The organism is Sorangium sp. So ce375, assembly GCF_051473855.1.
Classification (GTDB): domain Bacteria; phylum Myxococcota_A; class Polyangia; order Polyangiales; family Polyangiaceae; genus Sorangium.
Genome location: NZ_CP150335.1, coordinates 5,355,210 through 5,372,774 on the forward strand (window position 1 = coordinate 5,355,210; position 17,565 = coordinate 5,372,774).

Here is a 17,565-nt window from a genome sequence, read left to right on the forward strand (position 1 = left end):
CGAAGGAGGTCCGTGCGAAGTGCTGCAGGTGAACGTCAGATGCCGAAGTCCGTCGGCTTCGGCTTGCGGCGCGCGCTCCCCGGCGGCGCCGGGACACGCGGCTTCGCCTGAGCGGGCTGCACCGAAGGCACACGCCGGCCGCCAGGCGGCGTCGCAGAGGCCGCAGGTGTCATCGCCGAGGCCGCAGGGGTTGCAGAGGCCGGAGCCATGGGGGTCACCGAGGCGGGCGGCTCAGGCATCTTCGCGGCGTCGGTGGCCGGCGCCACGACGCCGGGCCCCTGCGGCGCATCGGACGCCGACGCCGTGGGATCCGGCTGTGCGAGCGGCTGCCCCGTCGCGTCAGGGCTCGTGCCGCGCAGGGCGAAGAACGCGACGGCCACGAGCACGACCGCGCCGGCCGCCGCGGCGGCGAGCGCGCGTCCTACGACAGGCCGCCGGACCGGAAGAGACACCACCGAGACGAGCGCGCTGGCGGTCTGCGACCGCATCTGGCGGCCGACCATCGCGGACGCGGCCTCCGCCGCTCCCGGCGAGGCCACCGTCATGCCGGGGATGCCGGGGCCGGTCGAGGTCCGCGCGGCCTCGGCCTCTGCCGAGGCGATCAGCGTGACCGCGTCGCCGAACGACGGGGCCGCGCTGTCCGGCCCCGCATCGGGGAGCGCCGCGCTCTCCCTCGAGCGAGGGGCGAACCCGATCTCCACCGAGATGCGCTCGCCGGACGGGCGGAACGGGCCGACGATGCTCGTCCTCGCCTCGAAGCTATCGCTCGCGATCTCGAGGGCGATCGCGAGCGCATCGCAGAACTCCTTCGCGCTCTGGAACCGCGCATCCGGCTCGCGCGACGCGGCTCGGGCCCACCAGGCGTCGAAGCCGGGCGGCACGGGGGCGAGCTGCGAGGGCACGGGCAGCGGCTTGACCATGATCTTGAGGAGCAGGTCGCCGAACGCTTCGCTGTTGAACGGGAGCTTGCCGGTGAGGCACTCGAACACGACGACGGCGAGCGACCAGAGGTCCGATCGGTGATCGATGCTCTTGGTCCCCTGGGCCTGCTCTGGGCTCATGTACGCGGGCGTCCCGAGCAGCGAGCCGGTCTTCGTGGTGGAGGTGACCTGCGGCGTGCTGTCCTTCGCGATGCCGAAGTCGAGCACCTTGGCGATCTCCCGGTCGTCGTCCAGGACGAGGAAGATGTTGGCGGGCTTGAGATCGCGATGGACCAGGCCGCTCGCGTGGGCCTTGGTGAGGGCGCGCGCCACCTGCGCCGTGATCGCCATCGTGTCGTGCGGGTCGAGCCGCCCCACGCGCTGGATGCGGGTATCGAGGTCCTCCCCCTCGAGGTACTCCATCGCGATGTAGGGCGTCCCCTGCCAGACGCCGTGATCGAGGATCTGCACGACGTGCGGGCTGCGGATCTGCGCGGCGATCTTCGCCTCCCGCTCGAACCGGAGCCGCACCTCCTTGGAGACGCCCTGCGCGTTCATGAACTTGATCGCGCACGGGATGTCGAGGCCGATGTGCTGGGCGAGCCACACCGAGCCCATCCCGCCTTGCCTGAGCGGACGCACCAGGCGAAAGCGATCGGCAACGGTGTTCCCCGCGGCGGGTGTCACGCAGCCTCCCAGACCTTTTGAATTATCACAGGTCGCCGTCCAGGGTCACGTTCGCGCCGTGCAAAAGTGAAATCGGATCACCAGCGCAAAGTAGCGCAGAAGTCGCACCATCTGTCGCCAGGTGTTTGCGACGTCGGCGTCGTTTGCGACGCTTCGCGGCAGAGGTCAGCGAGAGCCCGAGCTCGCGGGGGGCTCTTGCGCAGACGGCTTCGCGCCGGAGCGGCCCGGGAGCGCGCCGCCTCCCGCCGTGCCGAGCGGCGTGCCCGTCGTCTGCGCGAGCTGGCTGCCCCGCGCGTCGTCCGGGAAAGCGTCGAGGAACTTGCGCACGTGGTGGCGCGACTCGTCGGTGATGCCCGCGCGGAACGTCAGGAGCGCGAGGTTGTAGCGCGCGTCGGCGCTCCTGGGATCGGCCTTCAGGGCGGCGAGGTAGCCTTGACGTGCGCCGTTGTAGTCGCCGCGTTTGTCGGCGATGAGCGCGAGGTTGTAGAGCGCCTCGGCGTCCGAGGGGTCCTGCTCCGCGAGCGGTGTGAGGCGCGCCTTCGCCCCGTCGAGATCCCCGGCCAGGATCGCGAGCGCTCCCGCGAGGAGCTGCGCCTTCCGGCCAGCGCCGGCGTCGATCGCGCGATCTGCCTCGGCCCTGGCCTCGGCCATGCGACCCGCGCGCTCGAGCGCGAGCGCTAGCGCGTAGCGGAGCTGCGACGGGTCGCCGCCCTCCTCGAGCGCGGCCCGCGCCTCGGCCTCGGCGCGCTCGGGGCGACCGGCGACGGCGAGCGCCTCGGCCAGGACGGCGCGCGCGCTCTGCTGCTCCGGGCACCGCTCGCGCGCGGCCTCCGCGTCGCGGAGGGCGGCGCCGGCGTTGCGAGCGTGCAGCCTCGCCTCGGCGCGCAGCGCGAGGCACGCGCACGTGACCGGCTCGGCGGGCGCGGCGGCGGCGGGGTGCATCCTCAGGCAGCGCGCGGCGATACCGTCGAGCTCGTCGAGCTTGCGCCGCTCGCGGAGCGGCCTCGCGAGCTCGTCGATCGCGCGCAGGTGCGCGCCGTCGCGGCGAATCGCCGCCCACCACATCCGCTCGCGCGACCCGAGCAGCGGCGCCGCCCCGTTCAGCTGGACGACGCCGAGGCCGATCACGGCGATCGCGGCCCCCATGCGCCGGTGCTTGAAGCTCGATCCGAGCCAGCGCTCCGCGGCGGCGGCGGCGAGCGTCGCGAGCGCCGCCCACAGGGGCACGGCCACGAGCACGACCCCCTGCGCGAGCGGCGCGCGAGGCCCGCGGTAGTAGAGCGCAGCCGCGATCGCCGCCGCGATCGCGACCCACAGCAGCGCCGCGCCGTTCCTCGCGAGCCGCGTATCGAGGCGCGCGGCCAACCACGCCGACAGGCCGAGCACGGCGGCGAGCGCGGCCGCCGAGAGCGATCCCGCAAGCGCGAGCGCGCCCGGCGGGAGCGGCTCGGGCGAGAGCCACGTGGGCGCGATCGCGAGGACCAGGAGGTGCAGCGCGCGGCAGAGGTGCAGGGCGAGCTCAGCAAGCCAAGGCACGGCGTGACCTTAGCCCACCGCTCATCGCGGACCAAACGGCGGCGAGCGCATGGCGCCAGCGCGGCCGCGGCGATGAGGGCGCGCTCACGGCGACGGCGCTCACGGCAGCGTCATCTCGACCTCGACGGAGACCCGCGTTCCAGGCGGCGGCACGCCGAGCCCGAGCGGCATCATCCGGAGGCAGTGCGCCGCGTCGGGGCGGTCCATCCCTCGCACTTCGCTGATGCCGCGGGCGATCTCTTTACCGGACTCATCGAAGGTCATGTTGAAGATGTACCTGGCGCGCGCCGGAGATGGGTTCTTCCTGAACGAAGGCTCCCAGCACTGCTTCACGAAGAGCGACCGGCGCGCTTCGAGCGCCTCGGCGGCGTCCCCCTCGACACGCTTGTAGAGCTCGCTCGTCAGCGGCGAGGCCCCTGCCGGCGCCGTGTGAAGCGCGGGCTGCGAAGGGGCGGAAGCGGCCGCCGCCGCGGGCAGCGCGCCCGCGGGCGCTGTCGAGGCCTCCACGCTGGCCGATGGACGCGCAGGGGGCGGCGGTTGACGCTGCAGCCCGAGGTAGAGCCCTGCCGCGATGACGACGCTGCCGAGCAGGATCGCCGCGGGGGTCAACAGCTCCTTCTGCATGGTGGCGATCGGAGGGCAGGCGCTGCGATCTCGCGGCGCGCGAGGCTGGCCGCCCAGCCCGACCTTACTGCATCGTGACGACAGCGGAGGTGTACGAATAATCGTTGTTGGTCCAGAAGGGGCTCTCGGACTTCCCACATAGACCGACGTTGTACTGGCCGGGGGGCGGCGACAGCACCGCGCTCAGCCCCATGACGATGCTGGTGTTCGCCGGGACCTGGACGGCGTAGACGCCGGTCCCCGCGCTCTTGATCTCTCCGAGGGGCGAGAGCGGCTGGGAGCAGATCCAGAGAAAGAGCCGATCCGCTGGGGTCGAGTCCGCGCCGAGCGCCTTGTTGGAGGTGACGACGACGCGCTGCCCCGGGGCGGTCACGCTCACGGCGGCGGGCACCGCCAGGAACTGCAGCGCTGTCCGAGGATCGTTGCCCTCGCCGGTAACGGAGGTGCTCGAGATGACGCCAGGGGGTCCCTGTGGACCGTCTGCCCCCGGCACACCAGCGGGCCCCGCGACGCCGGGCGGCCCGGCTGGCCCGGCTGGCCCGGCTGGCCCGCTTGGACCGATCGGGCCGACCGCGCCGGGCGGGCCCGCCGGCCCCGGCGCGCCCTGCAGGCCGACCGGATCGCCGACCCACACGCCGCTGCTGTCGACGACGAGGCGGCCGCCGATCGAGATCGAGTTCGGCGTGATGTCGCCCGCGACGTTGCTGGCCTGGAGCGCATACGGAACGCTCGTGATCTTGGCGCGCGGCAACATCTCGGGGTCGTCCCCCACGGTGATCCCCAGGTACCGCGCCGTGCCGTCGAAGACCGGCTTGTCGACGGGCGCGGCCTCGCCGAGCTCGACGGAGAAATACCCCTGGTCGAACCTGATCGTGTGGACCTCGCTCCAGACGGGCACGGTCGCGTCGGGCGCGTCGTAGAACGCGAACACGACGTCGAGCGTGTCGTCGATGGGCTGGCCTTCCGTATCGAAGAGGCGCCCCTGATGGGTGATCGTGATGGGGACCGCCGCGGCAGCGGACGCGCACAGCGCGGTCACCGCCGCGAGGACCGGTGCGTGGATGCTTCGTGCCTTCATCGCGAGCTCCCCTCGTTCGCTCCCGCGAGCCAGCGCGAGGCGCCGGAGCAGACATCGCGCTGAGCGATCGCGGCCGGAGGCACCGGAGCGCCTCGCGCGGGCCGCGCGCCCTGCCACGATCTCGTGAAGGAGCAGCGCCTTGGATGCCGGCGGCCGACGGGTGGTTCCGATCGCGCTCACGATCTCCCGACACCGCTCGCGCGGGCCCCGCTGCGGACAGCGCCGAGGCCTCTCCGCCGTGGCGCGAGACCGTCCGAGGCGGGCGGGCCAGGCCTCGCGGCCTGCGCGCCGCGACGCGATCGCCCCGCGGCGGGGCGCCGGCTACTCGAGATCGTACGGCTCGACCTTCACCTCGGCCAGCTTCGGGACGGCCGCGGCGATCGCCTCGCCGATCTCCTCGTGCGTGCCGACGACGCCGATCACGAGATCGTCCTCGGAGATCCGGCGCCGCACGGCGGCGTTCGCCTCGTCGAGCGTGACGTCCTCGATCCGCTTCAGGTAGGTCTCGTGGTACCCCTCCGGCAGGTCGTACAGGAGCTCGTCGAGCTTCTGGTGCACGCGCTTCCTGGCCGTGTCGATCTCGAACGCGTGCGAGCGGACGAGGTAGCGCTTCACGAACGTGAGCTCATCCTCGGTGATCCCATCGCGCCGCAGCGCCTCGAGCAGCCCGAGCTGCAGGGAGAGGCAGGCGGCGGCGTCCTGCGCCGCGGGCGCGGTCCACATGGTGAAGGCGTCGCGGTGCCGATCGAAGCCCGCGCGCGACGAGGCGCCGTAGGACCAGCCACGCTTCGCGCGCACCTCCTGCATCAGCCGCGACGAGAAGGTGCCTCCGAAGGCGGTGTTCGCGACCAGGAGCGCCATGTGGTCGGGGTCGTGGGCGTCGGTGCCGAGCCCGCCGATGACCATCTGCGTCTGCGTCCGCTCGGGCTTGTCGACGAACACGAGGCAACGCCCCGGCCTCGCCCCGGGATCCGTCACCGGATCGGGGATCGCCTCGCCCTCGGGCAGGCCCGACAGGAGGCGCTCGGCGACGGCGTGCGCCTCGTCGGGCTCGATGTCTCCCGAGATGGCCACGATCGCGTTGCGCCGCGTGTAGTGCCGCGCGTAGAACGCCGCGACGTCGTCGCGCGTGATCTCCCGCAGCGTCGGGATGGTGCCCGCGATGCGGCGGCCGTAGGGGTGCCCGGCGAACAGGGTCCGCCGGAAGGCGCGGCTGCAGAGCGAGCGATCGCTGTCCCGCGCCTCGATGAGCTCGGCCTCGGCCTCGCGCAGGAGCCGCGCGAGCTCGGGCGGCGAGAACGTCGGGCGCGCGAGGAGCGTGGATCCGAGCTCGATGAACCGATCGAGCGAGCGCTTGATCACCTCGAAGTGCACCGTCGTCGCGCTCGTCGCCACGTCGGTGCCGAACTCCCCGCCGAGCGCGTCGATCGTCTCCTCGATCTCGTTCGCGCTGTAGCCCTCCGCGCCGCGGCGGAGCATGCGCGCCGTGATGCGCGCGAGCCCCTCGCGCCCCGCCGGGTCGTGCGCCGAGCCGGAGGGGAACGCGACCACGATGCTGACGATGGGGAGCGCGTGGCTCGTCTCCACGAGCACCGCGCCGTCGCGGGGCGTCGCGCGCCCGCCCGTCGCTCCCCTGCCCTGCCCCTCGGCGTCCCAGGCGAGGCCGCTCTTCACGCTCTGGCTCACGATGCCTCCTCGCTCTCCGCGTCCGTCCCGTCCTCGTCGTCCTCGGCGCTCGACTCGTCCGGGATCACGTGGATCACGGTCCGCGCCGAGCTCACCAGGTAGCGCCGCGCCACGCGCAGCAGATCCCCCACGGTGACGCGCCGGTAGGCGGCGAGCCGCTCGAACAGCGCCGCGGGATCGCCGAGCACCGTCTCGTAGAAGCCGATCTGCTCTGCCTTGCCCGCGACGGTCTCGAGCCCTTGCAGGACCGAGAGCTCGATGCGGGCCTTCGCCCGATCGAGCTCCGCCTCGGTGACGGGGGTGCGCCGCACCGCCTCCAGGAGAGGATCGAGGGCCGCGAGCAGCGCCTCGCCGGTGTGCTCGCCGCGGGCCGAGAGGTAGATGTCGTAGAGCGCCGGGTCACGGAACGAGCCGACCCAGCCGCGGATCTCGCTCGCGATCTCCTGCTCCTGCACGAGCGCGCGGTGCACGCGCGACGACCGCCCGGAGAAGAGGATCTCGTTCAGCAGGGTGAGGGGCGCGTGGTCGAAGTCCCCGAGCGCCGGCGCGCGGTAGCCGATCGCGACCTTGTGCGTGGCCGTCGGCTTCGCCACCTCGGCGCGGCGCTCCGCGATCTGCGGCGGCTCGGGGGACACCTCTTCGACCGGGATGCTCGACGGCTCCTGCGCGCCGTAGTGGTCCTGCACCCCTCGCAGCGCCTCGTCGAGCGCGACGTCGCCGACGATGACGAGCGCCGCGTTGTTGGGTGCATAGTACGTCCGGTAGAACTCGACGCAGTCCTCGGTCGTGAAGCCCTTGATGTCCTCCATCCACCCGATGGTCGGCCATCCGTAGGCGTGCTTTGTGAACGCCTCCTTGTAGAGCAGCTCGCTCACCGCGCCGTCGACGTCGTCGTCGACCCGCTGCCTCCGCTCGTTGGCGACGACCTCCTTCTCGCTCGACACCTGGGGGTCACGGAGGACGAGCCGCGCCATGCGCTCCGCCTCGAGGCGGAGGGTGAGGTGGAGCGCGTCCTTCGGCAGGTTCGTGTGGTAGTAGGTCCAGTCGAGGAACGTCGCCGCGTTCGTCTCGGCGCCGGCCTCCTCGAGCATCCGGTCGAACGCGCCGTGGGCGGTGCTCTCCGTCTCGCCGAACATGAGGTGCTCGAAGAGGTGGGCGATGCCGGTCTTGCCCACGCGCTCGTGGCGCGAGCCGACGCCGAACCAGGTCTGCAGGCAGACCACGGGCGCCGCGGCGTCGACGAGCACGAGCACCTTGAGCCCGTTCCCGAGGATGAAGCGCTCGACGCGCATCGTCGGACCGAACGCGACGGTGGCGTCGTGGCGGAGCCGGGCGAGCGGCGGGCGTTCGCGGTTCAGCTCGACGAGCATCTCGGCGAGCGGACCCATTCGAGGGAGCGCGTTGGCGCCGGGGACCGAGTAGGCAAGCGTCTCCTGCATGGCAGGCGCAGCCCATACCACGCTCAGCGCCGCGGCGCTGCGTGGCACAGGACGTCGCTCGGATCTCGCGTCGACTGGTGGCACTCCCACCGCTCGTCGTGGCAGGAGACGACGAGGATCCCCGCCTCGTACGCCTCCTTCAGAGAGGAGCCTGCCCGCTGCGCGAGCAGGTTGGACGGGGTGCGCTCGGTGCACCCCTTGCCCATGTCGACCTCGATCTTCCTGTTCCCTTTCGTGGCCTTCACGGGGTTCGGCGGGGTCTTGCCCTTGTCCGCGGTGCGCACCGCCGTGGCGAGCTTCGGCAGGATGCCCTCGAGGTAGGCCTTGTCGACGAGCGGGTCGGTCGGCCCCGGCGACACCATGGCGAGCGTGTATTGGATCGCCATCATCTGCTGCTCCGGCGGGGCGCTCGGCTGGATCGGCCCGCTCGACCCGATCGGGATCGGCCGCGGCGGCATCTCTCGCTTCGCGGCCGCCGTGGCCGCGGGGGTCGCCGCGGCGCTCGGGGCTTCCGCGGCGCTGTCCGCGCCCGGCGTCGCGGCGGCCGAGGCGGACGCTGCCGGCGCCGGGGGGCGCGGATCGTCGCATGCGAGGGCGGCGAGGCCCAGGGCGAGGGCGAAGGCGGGGTGCGCCGCGCGGAGCTCGCGCGGCCGGACGGGGGCGGGCTGCATGGGCGGCTTATACGAGCGAGCGCCGCGCGCCGCCACGCTCGCGTGGCCGCACACACGGCGCGCGGCCACCTGAGCGCCGCGCGCTTCAGTCGATCTTCAGGATGGCGAGGAACGCCTCCTGCGGGATCTCGACGCTCCCGACCATCTTCATCCGCTTCTTGCCCTCCTTCTGCTTCTCGAGGAGCTTGCGCTTGCGGCTGATGTCGCCGCCGTAGCACTTGGCGGTCACGTCCTTGCGCATCGCCTTCACGGTCGTCCGCGCGATGACCTTCGACCCGATCGCCGCCTGGATCGCGACCTCGTACTGCTGGCGCGGCACGATGTCCTTGAGCTTCACGGCGAGGTCCCGGCCCCGGGCGTACGCCTTGTCTCGGTGCACGATGACGCTCAGGGCGTCGAGCGGGTCGCCGTTCACCAGCATGTCCAGCTTGATGAGATCGTCGGCGCGGTACCCGATGAGCTCGTAGTCCATCGACGCATAGCCGCGCGACACGCTCTTCAGCTTGTCGTGGAAGTCGAAGAGCACCTCGCTGAGGGGCATGTCGTAGGTGATGATCACGCGGTCGGCCGAGGCGTACTGGATCGACTTCTGCTCCCCGCGCCGCTCCTGGCACAGGGCGAGGACCGCGCCGACGTACGTCGAGGGCACGTGGACGGTCATGCGGAAGATCGGCTCCTCGATGCGATCGGTGAGGTTCGGCGGCGGGAGCTTCGCGGGGTTCTCGATCGACTTCATCGAGCCGTCGTTCAGGTAGCAGTGATAGACGACGCTCGGCGCGGTCGTGATGAGATCGAGGTTGTACTCGCGCTCCAGCCGCTCCTGGATGATCTCCATGTGGAGCAGGCCGAGGAAGCCGCACCGGAAGCCGAACCCGAGCGCCTCGGACGTGTCGGGCTCGAAGACGAACGCCGCGTCGTTCATGTGGAGCTTCGACAGCGCGTCGCGGAGGTCCTCGTACTGGGCCGAGTCCGTCGGGAAGATCCCGGCGAAGACCATCGGCTTGACCTCCTTGAAGCCGGGCAGCGGCGTGGTCGCGGGGTGGACGGCGTCCGTCACCGTGTCGCCGATCTTCGTGTCGACCACGCTCTTGATGTTGCCGACGAGGAAGCCGACCTCCCCGGGCCCGAGCTCGGTGATGGCGGTCGCGTGGGGCGTGAACACGCCCATCTCCGTGACCTCGTAGTCGCGGCCGGTCGCCATGAAGCGGACCTTCTGGCCCTTCCTGATGACGCCGTCGACGACGCGCACCATGACGACCGCGCCGCGGTAGCTGTCGTACCAGCTGTCGAAGATGAGGGCGCGGGGCGCCGCGCTCTGATCGCCCTTCGGCGCGGGGATGCGCGCGACCACGGCCTCGAGGATCTCCGCGATGCCGATCCCCGTCTTGGCGCTGGCGGGGATGGCGCCGGAGCAGTCGAGGCCGATCACGTCCTCGATCTCGCGGGTCGTCCGCTCGACGTCGGCCGAGGGGAGGTCGATCTTGTTGAGGACGGGGATGATCGCGAGGTTGTTGTCGAGGGCGAGGAAGACGTTCGCGAGGGTCTGCGCCTCGACGCCCTGGGTGGCGTCGACGACGAGCAGCGCGCCCTCGCACGCCTGCAGGCTGCGCGAGACCTCGTAGTTGAAGTCGACGTGCCCGGGCGTATCGATGAGGTGCAGCCGGTACGTCTGCCCGTCCTTCGCCGTGTAGTCCAGGCGAACGGTCTGGGCCTTGATCGTGATCCCCCGCTCGCGCTCGATGTCCATCTTGTCGAGGAACTGCTCCTTCTGCTCCCGGGCGGTGAGCGCCCCGGTCACGTCGAGGATGCGGTCGGCGAGCGTGGACTTGCCGTGGTCGATGTGGGCGATGATCGAGAAGTTGCGGATGAGCTTGGAATCAACGGGCATAGCGAGCTTCAGGGCGCAGCGACCTGACCAGCGTTAGCGGCCGCAGCGCGCGGCCTCGACCGAGGTGCGAGGGAGCGGACTCGAAGGTCCGCACCCCTCCGGGGAGCGAGCCGCGGCACGCGGCTCTACGAGCGCCGAGGGAAATGGTGGACCGCGGCGCGCCTGCTCCTAGCGCGACCCGCGCCGCGAAGCTATCCACCCCGACAGCGACCGGCGCCCACGCGACCGGTCTCCCGGGCCCAGAGCCTCACGGCCCCCGGCGCCGGTCATTTCTTCGGGGTCGTCGGCGCGGCGACCGGCGAGCTCTCCAGGGACATCTGCCCTGGCAGCACGTGCTCGTAGTGCTTGAGGACCATATCTATCCCTTCGCGGATGTAGACGGCGATCGGGACCTTGGTGCGTTCGTGCAGGATCTTCAGCCGCTCGGCCTGCTCGGGCGTGATGTAGATGGTCGTCGAGACTTTCTTCCGCGACATGTCACGCCCGGGAGGGTAACCCGCCAGTCTCGAAGGGTACGACTGACAAGACGTTACCCTAGATGCCGGTACGTATGATGTCAATCGGAATGGCGCCACGCCCTCGCCGGCGCGGGCGTTCGGGGATCGGCCGGGCTGGGCGGCGGGCGCCGGGCGCGCCCAGGGGTCTTCTTGATGTGCGCGAGGACCGCGGTTTACACTGCGGCCGAAGCTGGTCCGCGTCGGGACGGCTCGTCCGGCGCGTCGAGCTTCTGTCCCGAGGGTCACGGGCTGGCCGGAGGAATCTCTTGATGACGCGATTCCCGCTCACCTGGCCGTCGTCCAGGTGCTGGTTCGTCGCCCTGATGACCGTCGCCGTCGCCTCCTGCGCGTCCTCGACGCCGGAGCCCTCGAGCGCGAAGAGCCACGCTGGGGAGCGGGACACGGCGGTCGTCCACGAGCCCTGCGACAAGGACTCCGCCTCTGCGGAGAAGGTCGATGTGAACGGCGACCGGACACCCGACATCATCCACGTGAAGAAAGATGGCCGGGAGATCTGTCGTGTCGTCGACCTCAACCTGGACGGCGCGATCGACGCCTTCATCTACTACGACGGCAACGGGGTGGAGCGGCGGCGCGAGTCGGACTTCGACCGCGACGGGCGGGCGGACGAGATCGCGCACTTCGAGCGAGGAGTGGTCGTGCTGAAGGAGCGCGAGACCAACTTCGACGACAAGCTCGACACCTGGGACCACTACGAGGGGTCGCGCCTCGTGCGCCGCGAGCGCGACTCCGACGGCGATGGAATCATCGACCAGTGGTGGCAGTTCAACAACCCGAACGACGCGAAGTGCGCGGTCGTGGCGAGCGATCAGAACGCCGACGGCAAGGCCGATCCCGGCAGCGTGGTGGATCTCTGCGCCGAGTCGTACGGCGCGCCGAAGGCGACCGTGCCCCCGCCGGGCGGCGCGGCGCCCGCGGAGGGCGCGGAGGGCGCGGCGGGCGCAGAGCAGCCTGCGGCCGCCGGGGCGCCAGGCGCCGCGACTGCGTCGGCCCCCGCCGCGGGTGCGGCCACGACGACGAGCGCCGCGGGTGCGGCCACGGCGACGAGCGCCGCGCCTGCCGGGTCCGCGCCGGGCCAGCCGGCCGCCAAGAAGGGACCGTGACATGAGGAGACAAGGGCTCATCGCGCTGGCCACGCTCAGCCTGCTCGGCGCAGCGTGCGGCTCGGATCCAGGGTTCGAGGGCGCGAAGGCGCCGAAGGTCGCGGCGGCTCGCAACGCCGATGGCAGCATCGACGATCGCTCGATGTGCGACTGGAAGGGCAAAGAAGATCGCGAGATGAGCGAGACCGCGGGGCCGGGCGCGATCCAGCCCAACGTGAGGCGCGTCTGGCAGATCGTGGGCACCGGCGAAGACCGTCACAAGGCGCTCGTCTGCCGCGAGATCGACACCAACTTCGACGGGGTGAAGGACGTCGTCCGCAAGTACAACGACAAGGGCGAGAGCCTTCACGAGGAGTCCGACTCGAACTACGACGGCCGGATCGACACGTGGCTCACGTTCGCCGGCGGGAGGCTGGCCGAGGTGAGGATCGACTCCGATCGCGATGGCAACCCCGACGAGTGGAAGTACTACAGCGGCGGCAAGCTCGCGCGCATCAAGCGCGACACGAACCGCGACGGCAAGCCGGACGTCTGGGAGATCTACCGCATGGGCCGGCTCGAGCGGATGGGCGTGGACGTCGACGCCGACGAGCGGGTCGATCGGTGGGATCACGACAACGAGCTGAAGCGCCGCTTCGAGGACGACGAGCGCAAGAAAGAAGAGGAAGCCGCCGCGGCGGCCGCGAAGAAGGCCGCGGAAGATCAGGCCGCGGCGGAGAAGGCGAACGAGGACGTGGGCGACAGCGGAAGCGCGGCGCCCTCCGGAGACAAGAAGAACAAATAGAGCGCGCCTCCTCCGACCGAGGAGGGGGGTCTGTCTCGCCCCCCTGCCCTCACGGCGCCTGACGCGCCCTGGAGCTCGTGCCGCCGCAGGCGCGCGCCAGGGCGGACGCGCAGGTGCACCGGCGTCGGCCTCGGGTCCCAGCAGCGCGCCGCCCCGAGGTCGGTCGACGCGGCGCGAGGGGCGTGCTTATCAGAGCCGTCGGCCGATAGCGCCGCGTCGGCGTAGGTCCCGAGCACACCATGGAAGAACGTCTGCAGAAGATCATCGCGCGCGCCGGCGTCGCCTCGCGCCGCGCATCTGAGGAGATCATCCTCGCCGGTCGGGTGCGCGTGAACGGGCGCGTCGTGACCGAGCTCGGCTTGAAGGCAGACCGGCAAAAGGACCGGATCGAGGTGGACGGCAAGCGCCTTGTCTCCGAGGCGCCGGTCTATGTCGCGCTGCACAAGCCGCGGAACGTCGTCTCGACGTTGCGCGATCCCGAGGGGCGCCCGACGGTCGCCGACCACGTGCGCGGCGCGGCCGCGCGCCTCTACCCCGTGGGTCGCCTCGACTTCGCGACAAGCGGCATCCTCCTTATGACAAATGACGGCGATTTCGCCAACGCGCTGCTCCATCCGCGCGGCGGCGTGCCGAAGACCTACGTGCTGAAGGTGCAGGGCGTCATGAGCGAGGACGACCTCACGCCGTGGCGCGAGGGGATCCGCCTCGAGGATGGCGTCACCCTGCCGGCCGAGGCGCGGCTTCTCCGCCACGAGGGCGACAAGACGTGGCTGGAGGTGACCCTCCGCGAGGGCCGCAACCAGCAGATCCGGCGCATGGGCGAGGCGACCGGCTGGCCCGTGATGCGCCTGGCCCGGACGACGTTCGCCGGCGTGAGCTCGGAGGGCCTCCGGCCGGGAGAGTGGCGCGCCCTATCGGTGGATGAGCTCCTCCGCATCCGCGAGGCGTTCGGGGTGCCCAAGCGGATCCGCGGCGCCGTGATGGGCGCGTCGTCTGGACCGGTCGACCACCGACGCGCTGCCAGCTCGGCCCGCTCGGGTGCAAAGGCATCACCTCGGCCTGCGCCGGAGACAGCTGGTCCGGCGGCGCGCAGCCGGGGCCCGGCGCAGCCGAGGGTTCGCTCCAGAGCCGACGCCGACGTCCCGAGCGCACCTGGGCAGGGCCCAGGTGGGCGGAGCGCTCGCTCCAGGACCGACGCCGCCCCGAGCGCGCCTGCCAGAGGCCCGGGTGGGCGGAGCGCTCGCTCCAGGACCGACGCCGCCCCGAGCGCGCCTGCCAGAGGCCCGGGTGGGCGGAGCGCCCGCTCCAGGACCGACGCCACCCCGAGCGCGCCTGCCAGAGGCCCGGGTGGGCGGAGCGTTCGCTCCAGGACCGACGTCGCCCCGAGCGCGCCTGCCAGGAGCCCGGGTGGGCGGAGCGCTCGATCCAGGACCGACGTTGGCCCGAGCGCGCCCGGACCGGACACCGCTAGATCTGCGCGAAGCGTCCGCTCCGAAACGAAGCCTCGAGCAGCTGAGACACGCGCGCCTCGAGCTCGCGGGCGCGAGCGTCGTTGATTCCGGCGAGCGCCTGTTTGATCTCCCCGAGCGCCTTCAGCTGACTGAACAGCTGGACGTCGCCGAGCGAGGCGCCGCCCGTGAGGATCTGCCGGATCCGATCGATCTCCGCGGCGAGCGCCTCGACGCCGACGCCGAGCGCGCCGACGCGGCGCCGATCCGGGTGCTCGCGGAAGAAGGCCTCCAGCACCGGCTGCACGATGCCCTCGAGGATCGCCGCTTGATCCTGGTTGTTCCAGATGTGCTTGAGCACGAAGAAGTCGCTCGCGTCCGTCGTCTGGCGCCCATCGAGGTACGCGCTCGCGGCGAAGAGCTTGAGCATCTTCACGACACGGCGATCCGAGAGCGATATCCCCTCCGCGCGGATCTGGAACACCAGCCCCTTGTAGGCCGATAGGAACGCATCGCCGAAGTTCATCCGCGCGCCGAACCCTCGACCGAGCTCGGCGAGCTCGCGCGCCGCGACGAGCGGGCGAAGCGGCTCACCGGCCATGTGCCGGATCTCCTGCTGGATGCCGCGCTGGAGCAGCTCGCTGAAGTGGTAGGCGTCGAGGTTGTCGGACTGCACCCGCAGGAGGAAGCGGTCGAAGATCGCGGTCAGCGTCTCGTCGCCGGGCACCTCGTTCGAGGCCGCGAAGACGCTGATGAGCGGGCAGCGGAGCACCTGGCCGCCGCTCGCGAACTTGCGCTCGTTCAGCAGCGTGAGCAGCGCGTTCAGGATGGCGCTGTTCGACTTGAACACCTCGTCGAGGAAGACGATCTCCGCCTCGGGGAGCATCCCCGCGGTGTTCCGGCGGTAGACGCCCTCGCGAAAAGCACCGATGTCGACGGGGCCGAAGATCTCGTTCGGCTCGGTGAAGCGCGTGAGCAGGTACTCGAAGTACCGGGCCTGCATCAGCTCGGCGAGCGTGCGGATGAGCGCGCTCTTCGCGGTCCCCGGCGGGCCGAGGAGCACGCAGTGCTCGCCCGCGACGACCGCGATCATGAGCAGGCGGATGATCTCGTCCTTGCCCAGGAACTGCCGCTCGAGGCTATGGGCAAGCAGGCGCAGGCGCTCGTGGAGCGGAGCCGACATGAGGCGAATCCTCGTATCACAGGCCCGCCGCCCGGCGCACCGATCGGCGCATCGCCACGTGCGTTCCCCTCGACGCCCACGCCGAGCGCTTGAGCGAAACACAGGCGAAACAAAACACAGAGGCCGGTGGGTCACACCGGCCTCGCAGGGTCTGCTCGCTGTCGCAGAACTTATATTGTGGAGCGGGAGACGGGATTTGAACCCGCGACGTCAACCTTGGCAAGGTTGCACTCTACCACTGAGTTACTCCCGCAGATGTCAATCACTTAATTCAGGAAACCACTTCTGAGGGCGTTTGTCAGAAAAATCCTGATTCACGCCCGGTCATCACCGGAGGTCCGCTCCGTCGATGCGTGGCGGATGAGTACCAATCGGCGTGGTGAGAGTCAAGCTCTCAAGAACAAAACCTCAAAACTTCCGTCGCCGGCAGGTTGCACGGCCGCTCTGGTCGAGTATTGTGTGGCCATTGCGAGCGAGGGGGCTCGCCAAGCAGCACCGGGCACGGTGCCGCTCACAAAAGCCTTCGCGTTCGCGACAGCGGCACCGTGTGGGGGGCTCTTACATCATAAGGGTGCCCGCCACTCGGCGCGCTCTTGGTTGGCCTGGGTCGACCAGGCAGGTCCTTTGGACTTGGGGGGGGAGCATGAACGAACAGACTGCTTTGCGAGTGGACGTTGCGGAGACAACGGCGCCGGTCCTTCAGAAAGACTACCGGTCCGGAGTCCACGCCAAGCGACAGGATGACGACGGCGGGTGGGGGCTCGTCCTGATCGGTCTCGACGCTCCGCCGCGGATCGTAAGCCTCATGGACGGCGCCGTGATCGGCAGCGCCGCGCGCGACGGACGCATTGAGGGCAACGGGATCGCGCCGGAGCACGCCAAGATCAGCGTCCGCTCGGACGGCTGCTACATCGAAGACATGGACACCCACGACGGCACGTGGGTGAACGGCGTCCGCGCCCGGCGCATCGGCGTGATGCACGGCGACGTGGTGCGCCTCGGACAGCAGCTCGCGATCTTCGTCGAGCGGCACCTCGCGCTGTACGACGGCGCGCCGTCTCGGCTCGGGTCGCTGGTGTTCGGCACGAAGCAGCGCAAGGACTGGATCGACCCGGTGATGAAGCTCGTTCAGTCGGGCTCCAGCGTTTGCATCGAGGGCGCACCCGGGGTCGGAAAGCGGACGCTTGCCCGCCTCGCTGCCGCGGTACGCGAGGGCCTGGGGGAGACCCTGGTCGTCGACGGCAGCGCCGAGACGAAGCCGGCCATCCCGCCGGGCGCGCGGCCGATGACCTGGCTCGTCCTCGATGCCGATCGGCTGCCGCGCCCGCAGCAGCTGGAGATCGCGCACTCGGTCGGTCGCGCGAACGGCGTCAGCATCATCGCCACGACCGGGCAGCCGCTCGACCGTGCCGCCGGCGATGGGCGCGTCGCGCCGTGGTTCGCTTCGCTCTTCTCCGGCAAGCGGATCACGATCCCGACGCTCGAGATGCGGCGCGAGGACGTGCCCCTCATCGTGCGCGACATCGCGGAGCGCAACGCGATCGGCCTCGATCGCTTCACCCCGCAGCTCCTCGAGGCGCTCGTCCGCGCCGGCTGGCCGGGCGGCGTGCCGCAGCTCGAGTCCGCCATCGTGACCGCGGCCCAGGCCTCGCCGGACGGTCCGCTCTCCGTCACGCCGATCGCGGGCTCGCTCGCGCGCGGTCCGCGCGTGAAGCCGAACCTCCCGCCCGCGACGGATCCTTCGCTCGCGCGCGCCCGCCTCGAGGACGCCCTCGCCCGGGCCAACGGCTCCGTCGCATCGGCGGCGCGTGCCCTCGGCATGTCGCGGCAGGCGATCTACCGCGAGGCCGACCGGCTCGGCCTCGACATCGCGCGCCGCAGGGTCCCGCGCGGCTGAGCTGGCGCCTGTCGCACGTCCGGGAGCCTCGCGGCGCACCAGCGTCGAGCGGGCTCTCGGTACGCCAGCGCCGCGGGGCGGCTCGGCGCGATTCATGACGAAG

At 71.1% G+C, this 17,565-nt stretch carries 14 protein-coding genes and 1 tRNA gene; 4 read left to right on the plus strand and 11 right to left on the minus strand.

Going from position 1 to position 17,565, the window contains the following annotated elements; translation table 11 throughout:
* Window positions 1-35: 35 nt before the first annotated feature.
* The 9 genes from WME90_RS19885 to WME90_RS19925 form a co-directional block, all read right to left on the minus strand.
* A complete protein-coding gene (locus tag WME90_RS19885; RefSeq protein WP_437282736.1) occupies window positions 36-1,607 on the minus strand; it encodes a protein kinase domain-containing protein in 1,572 nt (523 codons plus the stop codon).
* 165 nt (window positions 1,608-1,772) lie between these two features.
* Window positions 1,773-3,143, minus strand: a complete 1,371-nt coding sequence (locus tag WME90_RS19890) for a tetratricopeptide repeat protein (protein WP_437282737.1) — start codon at window positions 3,141-3,143, stop codon at window positions 1,773-1,775.
* A 99-nt stretch (window positions 3,144-3,242) separates the two neighbouring features.
* A complete protein-coding gene (locus WME90_RS19895; protein WP_437282738.1) occupies window positions 3,243-3,767 on the minus strand; it encodes a hypothetical protein in 525 nt (174 codons plus the stop codon).
* 64 nt (window positions 3,768-3,831) lie between these two features.
* On the minus strand, window positions 3,832-4,845 hold the full coding sequence (locus tag WME90_RS19900; protein WP_437282739.1) for a collagen-like protein: 1,014 nt from the start codon (window positions 4,843-4,845) through the stop codon (window positions 3,832-3,834).
* A 321-nt stretch (window positions 4,846-5,166) separates the two neighbouring features.
* A complete protein-coding gene (locus WME90_RS19905; protein WP_437282740.1) occupies window positions 5,167-6,531 on the minus strand; it encodes a M16 family metallopeptidase in 1,365 nt (454 codons plus the stop codon).
* Entirely contained in the window at window positions 6,528-7,970 is a 1,443-nt protein-coding gene (locus WME90_RS19910) for a M16 family metallopeptidase (RefSeq protein WP_437282741.1), read from the minus strand. Before WME90_RS19910 ends, WME90_RS19905 begins: the two co-directional genes overlap by 4 nt.
* A 23-nt stretch (window positions 7,971-7,993) precedes the next feature.
* The gene (locus tag WME90_RS19915; protein ID WP_437282742.1) at window positions 7,994-8,641 is read right to left on the minus strand and encodes a hypothetical protein; all 648 of its coding nucleotides are present in this window, start codon (window positions 8,639-8,641) and stop codon (window positions 7,994-7,996) included.
* An 85-nt stretch (window positions 8,642-8,726) separates the two neighbouring features.
* Window positions 8,727-10,529: a translation elongation factor 4 gene (lepA, locus tag WME90_RS19920; RefSeq protein ID WP_437282743.1), complete on the minus strand. Its 1,803-nt coding sequence runs from the start codon at window positions 10,527-10,529 to the stop codon at window positions 8,727-8,729.
* 266 nt (window positions 10,530-10,795) lie between these two features.
* On the minus strand, window positions 10,796-11,005 hold the full coding sequence (locus tag WME90_RS19925) for a ribbon-helix-helix domain-containing protein (RefSeq protein ID WP_437282744.1): 210 nt from the start codon (window positions 11,003-11,005) through the stop codon (window positions 10,796-10,798).
* Window positions 11,006-11,295: 290 nt separating this feature from the next.
* On the opposite strand from WME90_RS19925, the gene WME90_RS19930 reads away from it, so the two are divergent.
* From WME90_RS19930 to WME90_RS19940, 3 genes are all read left to right on the plus strand, one after another.
* Complete coding sequence (locus tag WME90_RS19930) at window positions 11,296-12,150, plus strand: hypothetical protein (protein ID WP_437282745.1); 855 nt, start codon at window positions 11,296-11,298, stop codon at window positions 12,148-12,150.
* 1 nt (window position 12,151) lies between these two features.
* Window positions 12,152-12,934: a hypothetical protein gene (locus WME90_RS19935; RefSeq protein ID WP_437282746.1), complete on the plus strand. Its 783-nt coding sequence runs from the start codon at window positions 12,152-12,154 to the stop codon at window positions 12,932-12,934.
* A 239-nt stretch (window positions 12,935-13,173) separates the two neighbouring features.
* The gene (locus tag WME90_RS19940; RefSeq protein ID WP_437282747.1) at window positions 13,174-14,490 is read left to right on the plus strand and encodes a pseudouridine synthase; all 1,317 of its coding nucleotides are present in this window, start codon (window positions 13,174-13,176) and stop codon (window positions 14,488-14,490) included.
* On the opposite strand, the gene WME90_RS19945 is transcribed toward WME90_RS19940, so the two are convergent.
* Together WME90_RS19945 and WME90_RS19950 are read right to left on the minus strand one after the other, a co-directional pair.
* Window positions 14,402-15,565, minus strand: a complete 1,164-nt coding sequence (locus WME90_RS19945; RefSeq protein WP_437282748.1) for an AAA family ATPase — start codon at window positions 15,563-15,565, stop codon at window positions 14,402-14,404. The genes WME90_RS19940 and WME90_RS19945 overlap by 89 nt on opposite strands.
* A gap of 178 nt (window positions 15,566-15,743) precedes the next feature.
* Window positions 15,744-15,818: transfer RNA gene (locus tag WME90_RS19950), tRNA-Gly, on the minus strand.
* 414 nt (window positions 15,819-16,232) lie between these two features.
* Here WME90_RS19950 and WME90_RS19955 point away from each other — a divergent pair.
* The gene (locus tag WME90_RS19955; protein WP_437283626.1) at window positions 16,233-17,462 is read left to right on the plus strand and encodes an FHA domain-containing protein; all 1,230 of its coding nucleotides are present in this window, start codon (window positions 16,233-16,235) and stop codon (window positions 17,460-17,462) included.
* Window positions 17,463-17,565: the final 103 nt, after the last annotated feature.

What these genes read in the sequence shown, in the direction of transcription:
- WME90_RS19895 (WP_437282738.1), bottom strand. Translation starts at nt 3,767, where the DNA reads ATGCAGAAGGAGCTGTTGACCCCCGCGGCGATCCTGCTCGGCAGCGTC.
- WME90_RS19900 (WP_437282739.1), bottom strand. Translation starts at nt 4,845, where the DNA reads ATGAAGGCACGAAGCATCCACGCACCGGTCCTCGCGGCGGTGACCGCG.
- WME90_RS19910 (WP_437282741.1), bottom strand. Translation starts at nt 7,970, where the DNA reads ATGCAGGAGACGCTTGCCTACTCGGTCCCCGGCGCCAACGCGCTCCCT.
- WME90_RS19915 (WP_437282742.1), bottom strand. Translation starts at nt 8,641, where the DNA reads ATGCAGCCCGCCCCCGTCCGGCCGCGCGAGCTCCGCGCGGCGCACCCC.
- lepA (WP_437282743.1), bottom strand. Translation starts at nt 10,529, where the DNA reads ATGCCCGTTGATTCCAAGCTCATCCGCAACTTCTCGATCATCGCCCAC.
- WME90_RS19925 (WP_437282744.1), bottom strand. Translation starts at nt 11,005, where the DNA reads ATGTCGCGGAAGAAAGTCTCGACGACCATCTACATCACGCCCGAGCAG.
- WME90_RS19930 (WP_437282745.1), top strand. Translation starts at nt 11,296, where the DNA reads ATGACGCGATTCCCGCTCACCTGGCCGTCGTCCAGGTGCTGGTTCGTC.
- WME90_RS19935 (WP_437282746.1), top strand. Translation starts at nt 12,152, where the DNA reads ATGAGGAGACAAGGGCTCATCGCGCTGGCCACGCTCAGCCTGCTCGGC.
- WME90_RS19940 (WP_437282747.1), top strand. Translation starts at nt 13,174, where the DNA reads ATGGAAGAACGTCTGCAGAAGATCATCGCGCGCGCCGGCGTCGCCTCG.
- WME90_RS19945 (WP_437282748.1), bottom strand. Translation starts at nt 15,565, where the DNA reads ATGTCGGCTCCGCTCCACGAGCGCCTGCGCCTGCTTGCCCATAGCCTC.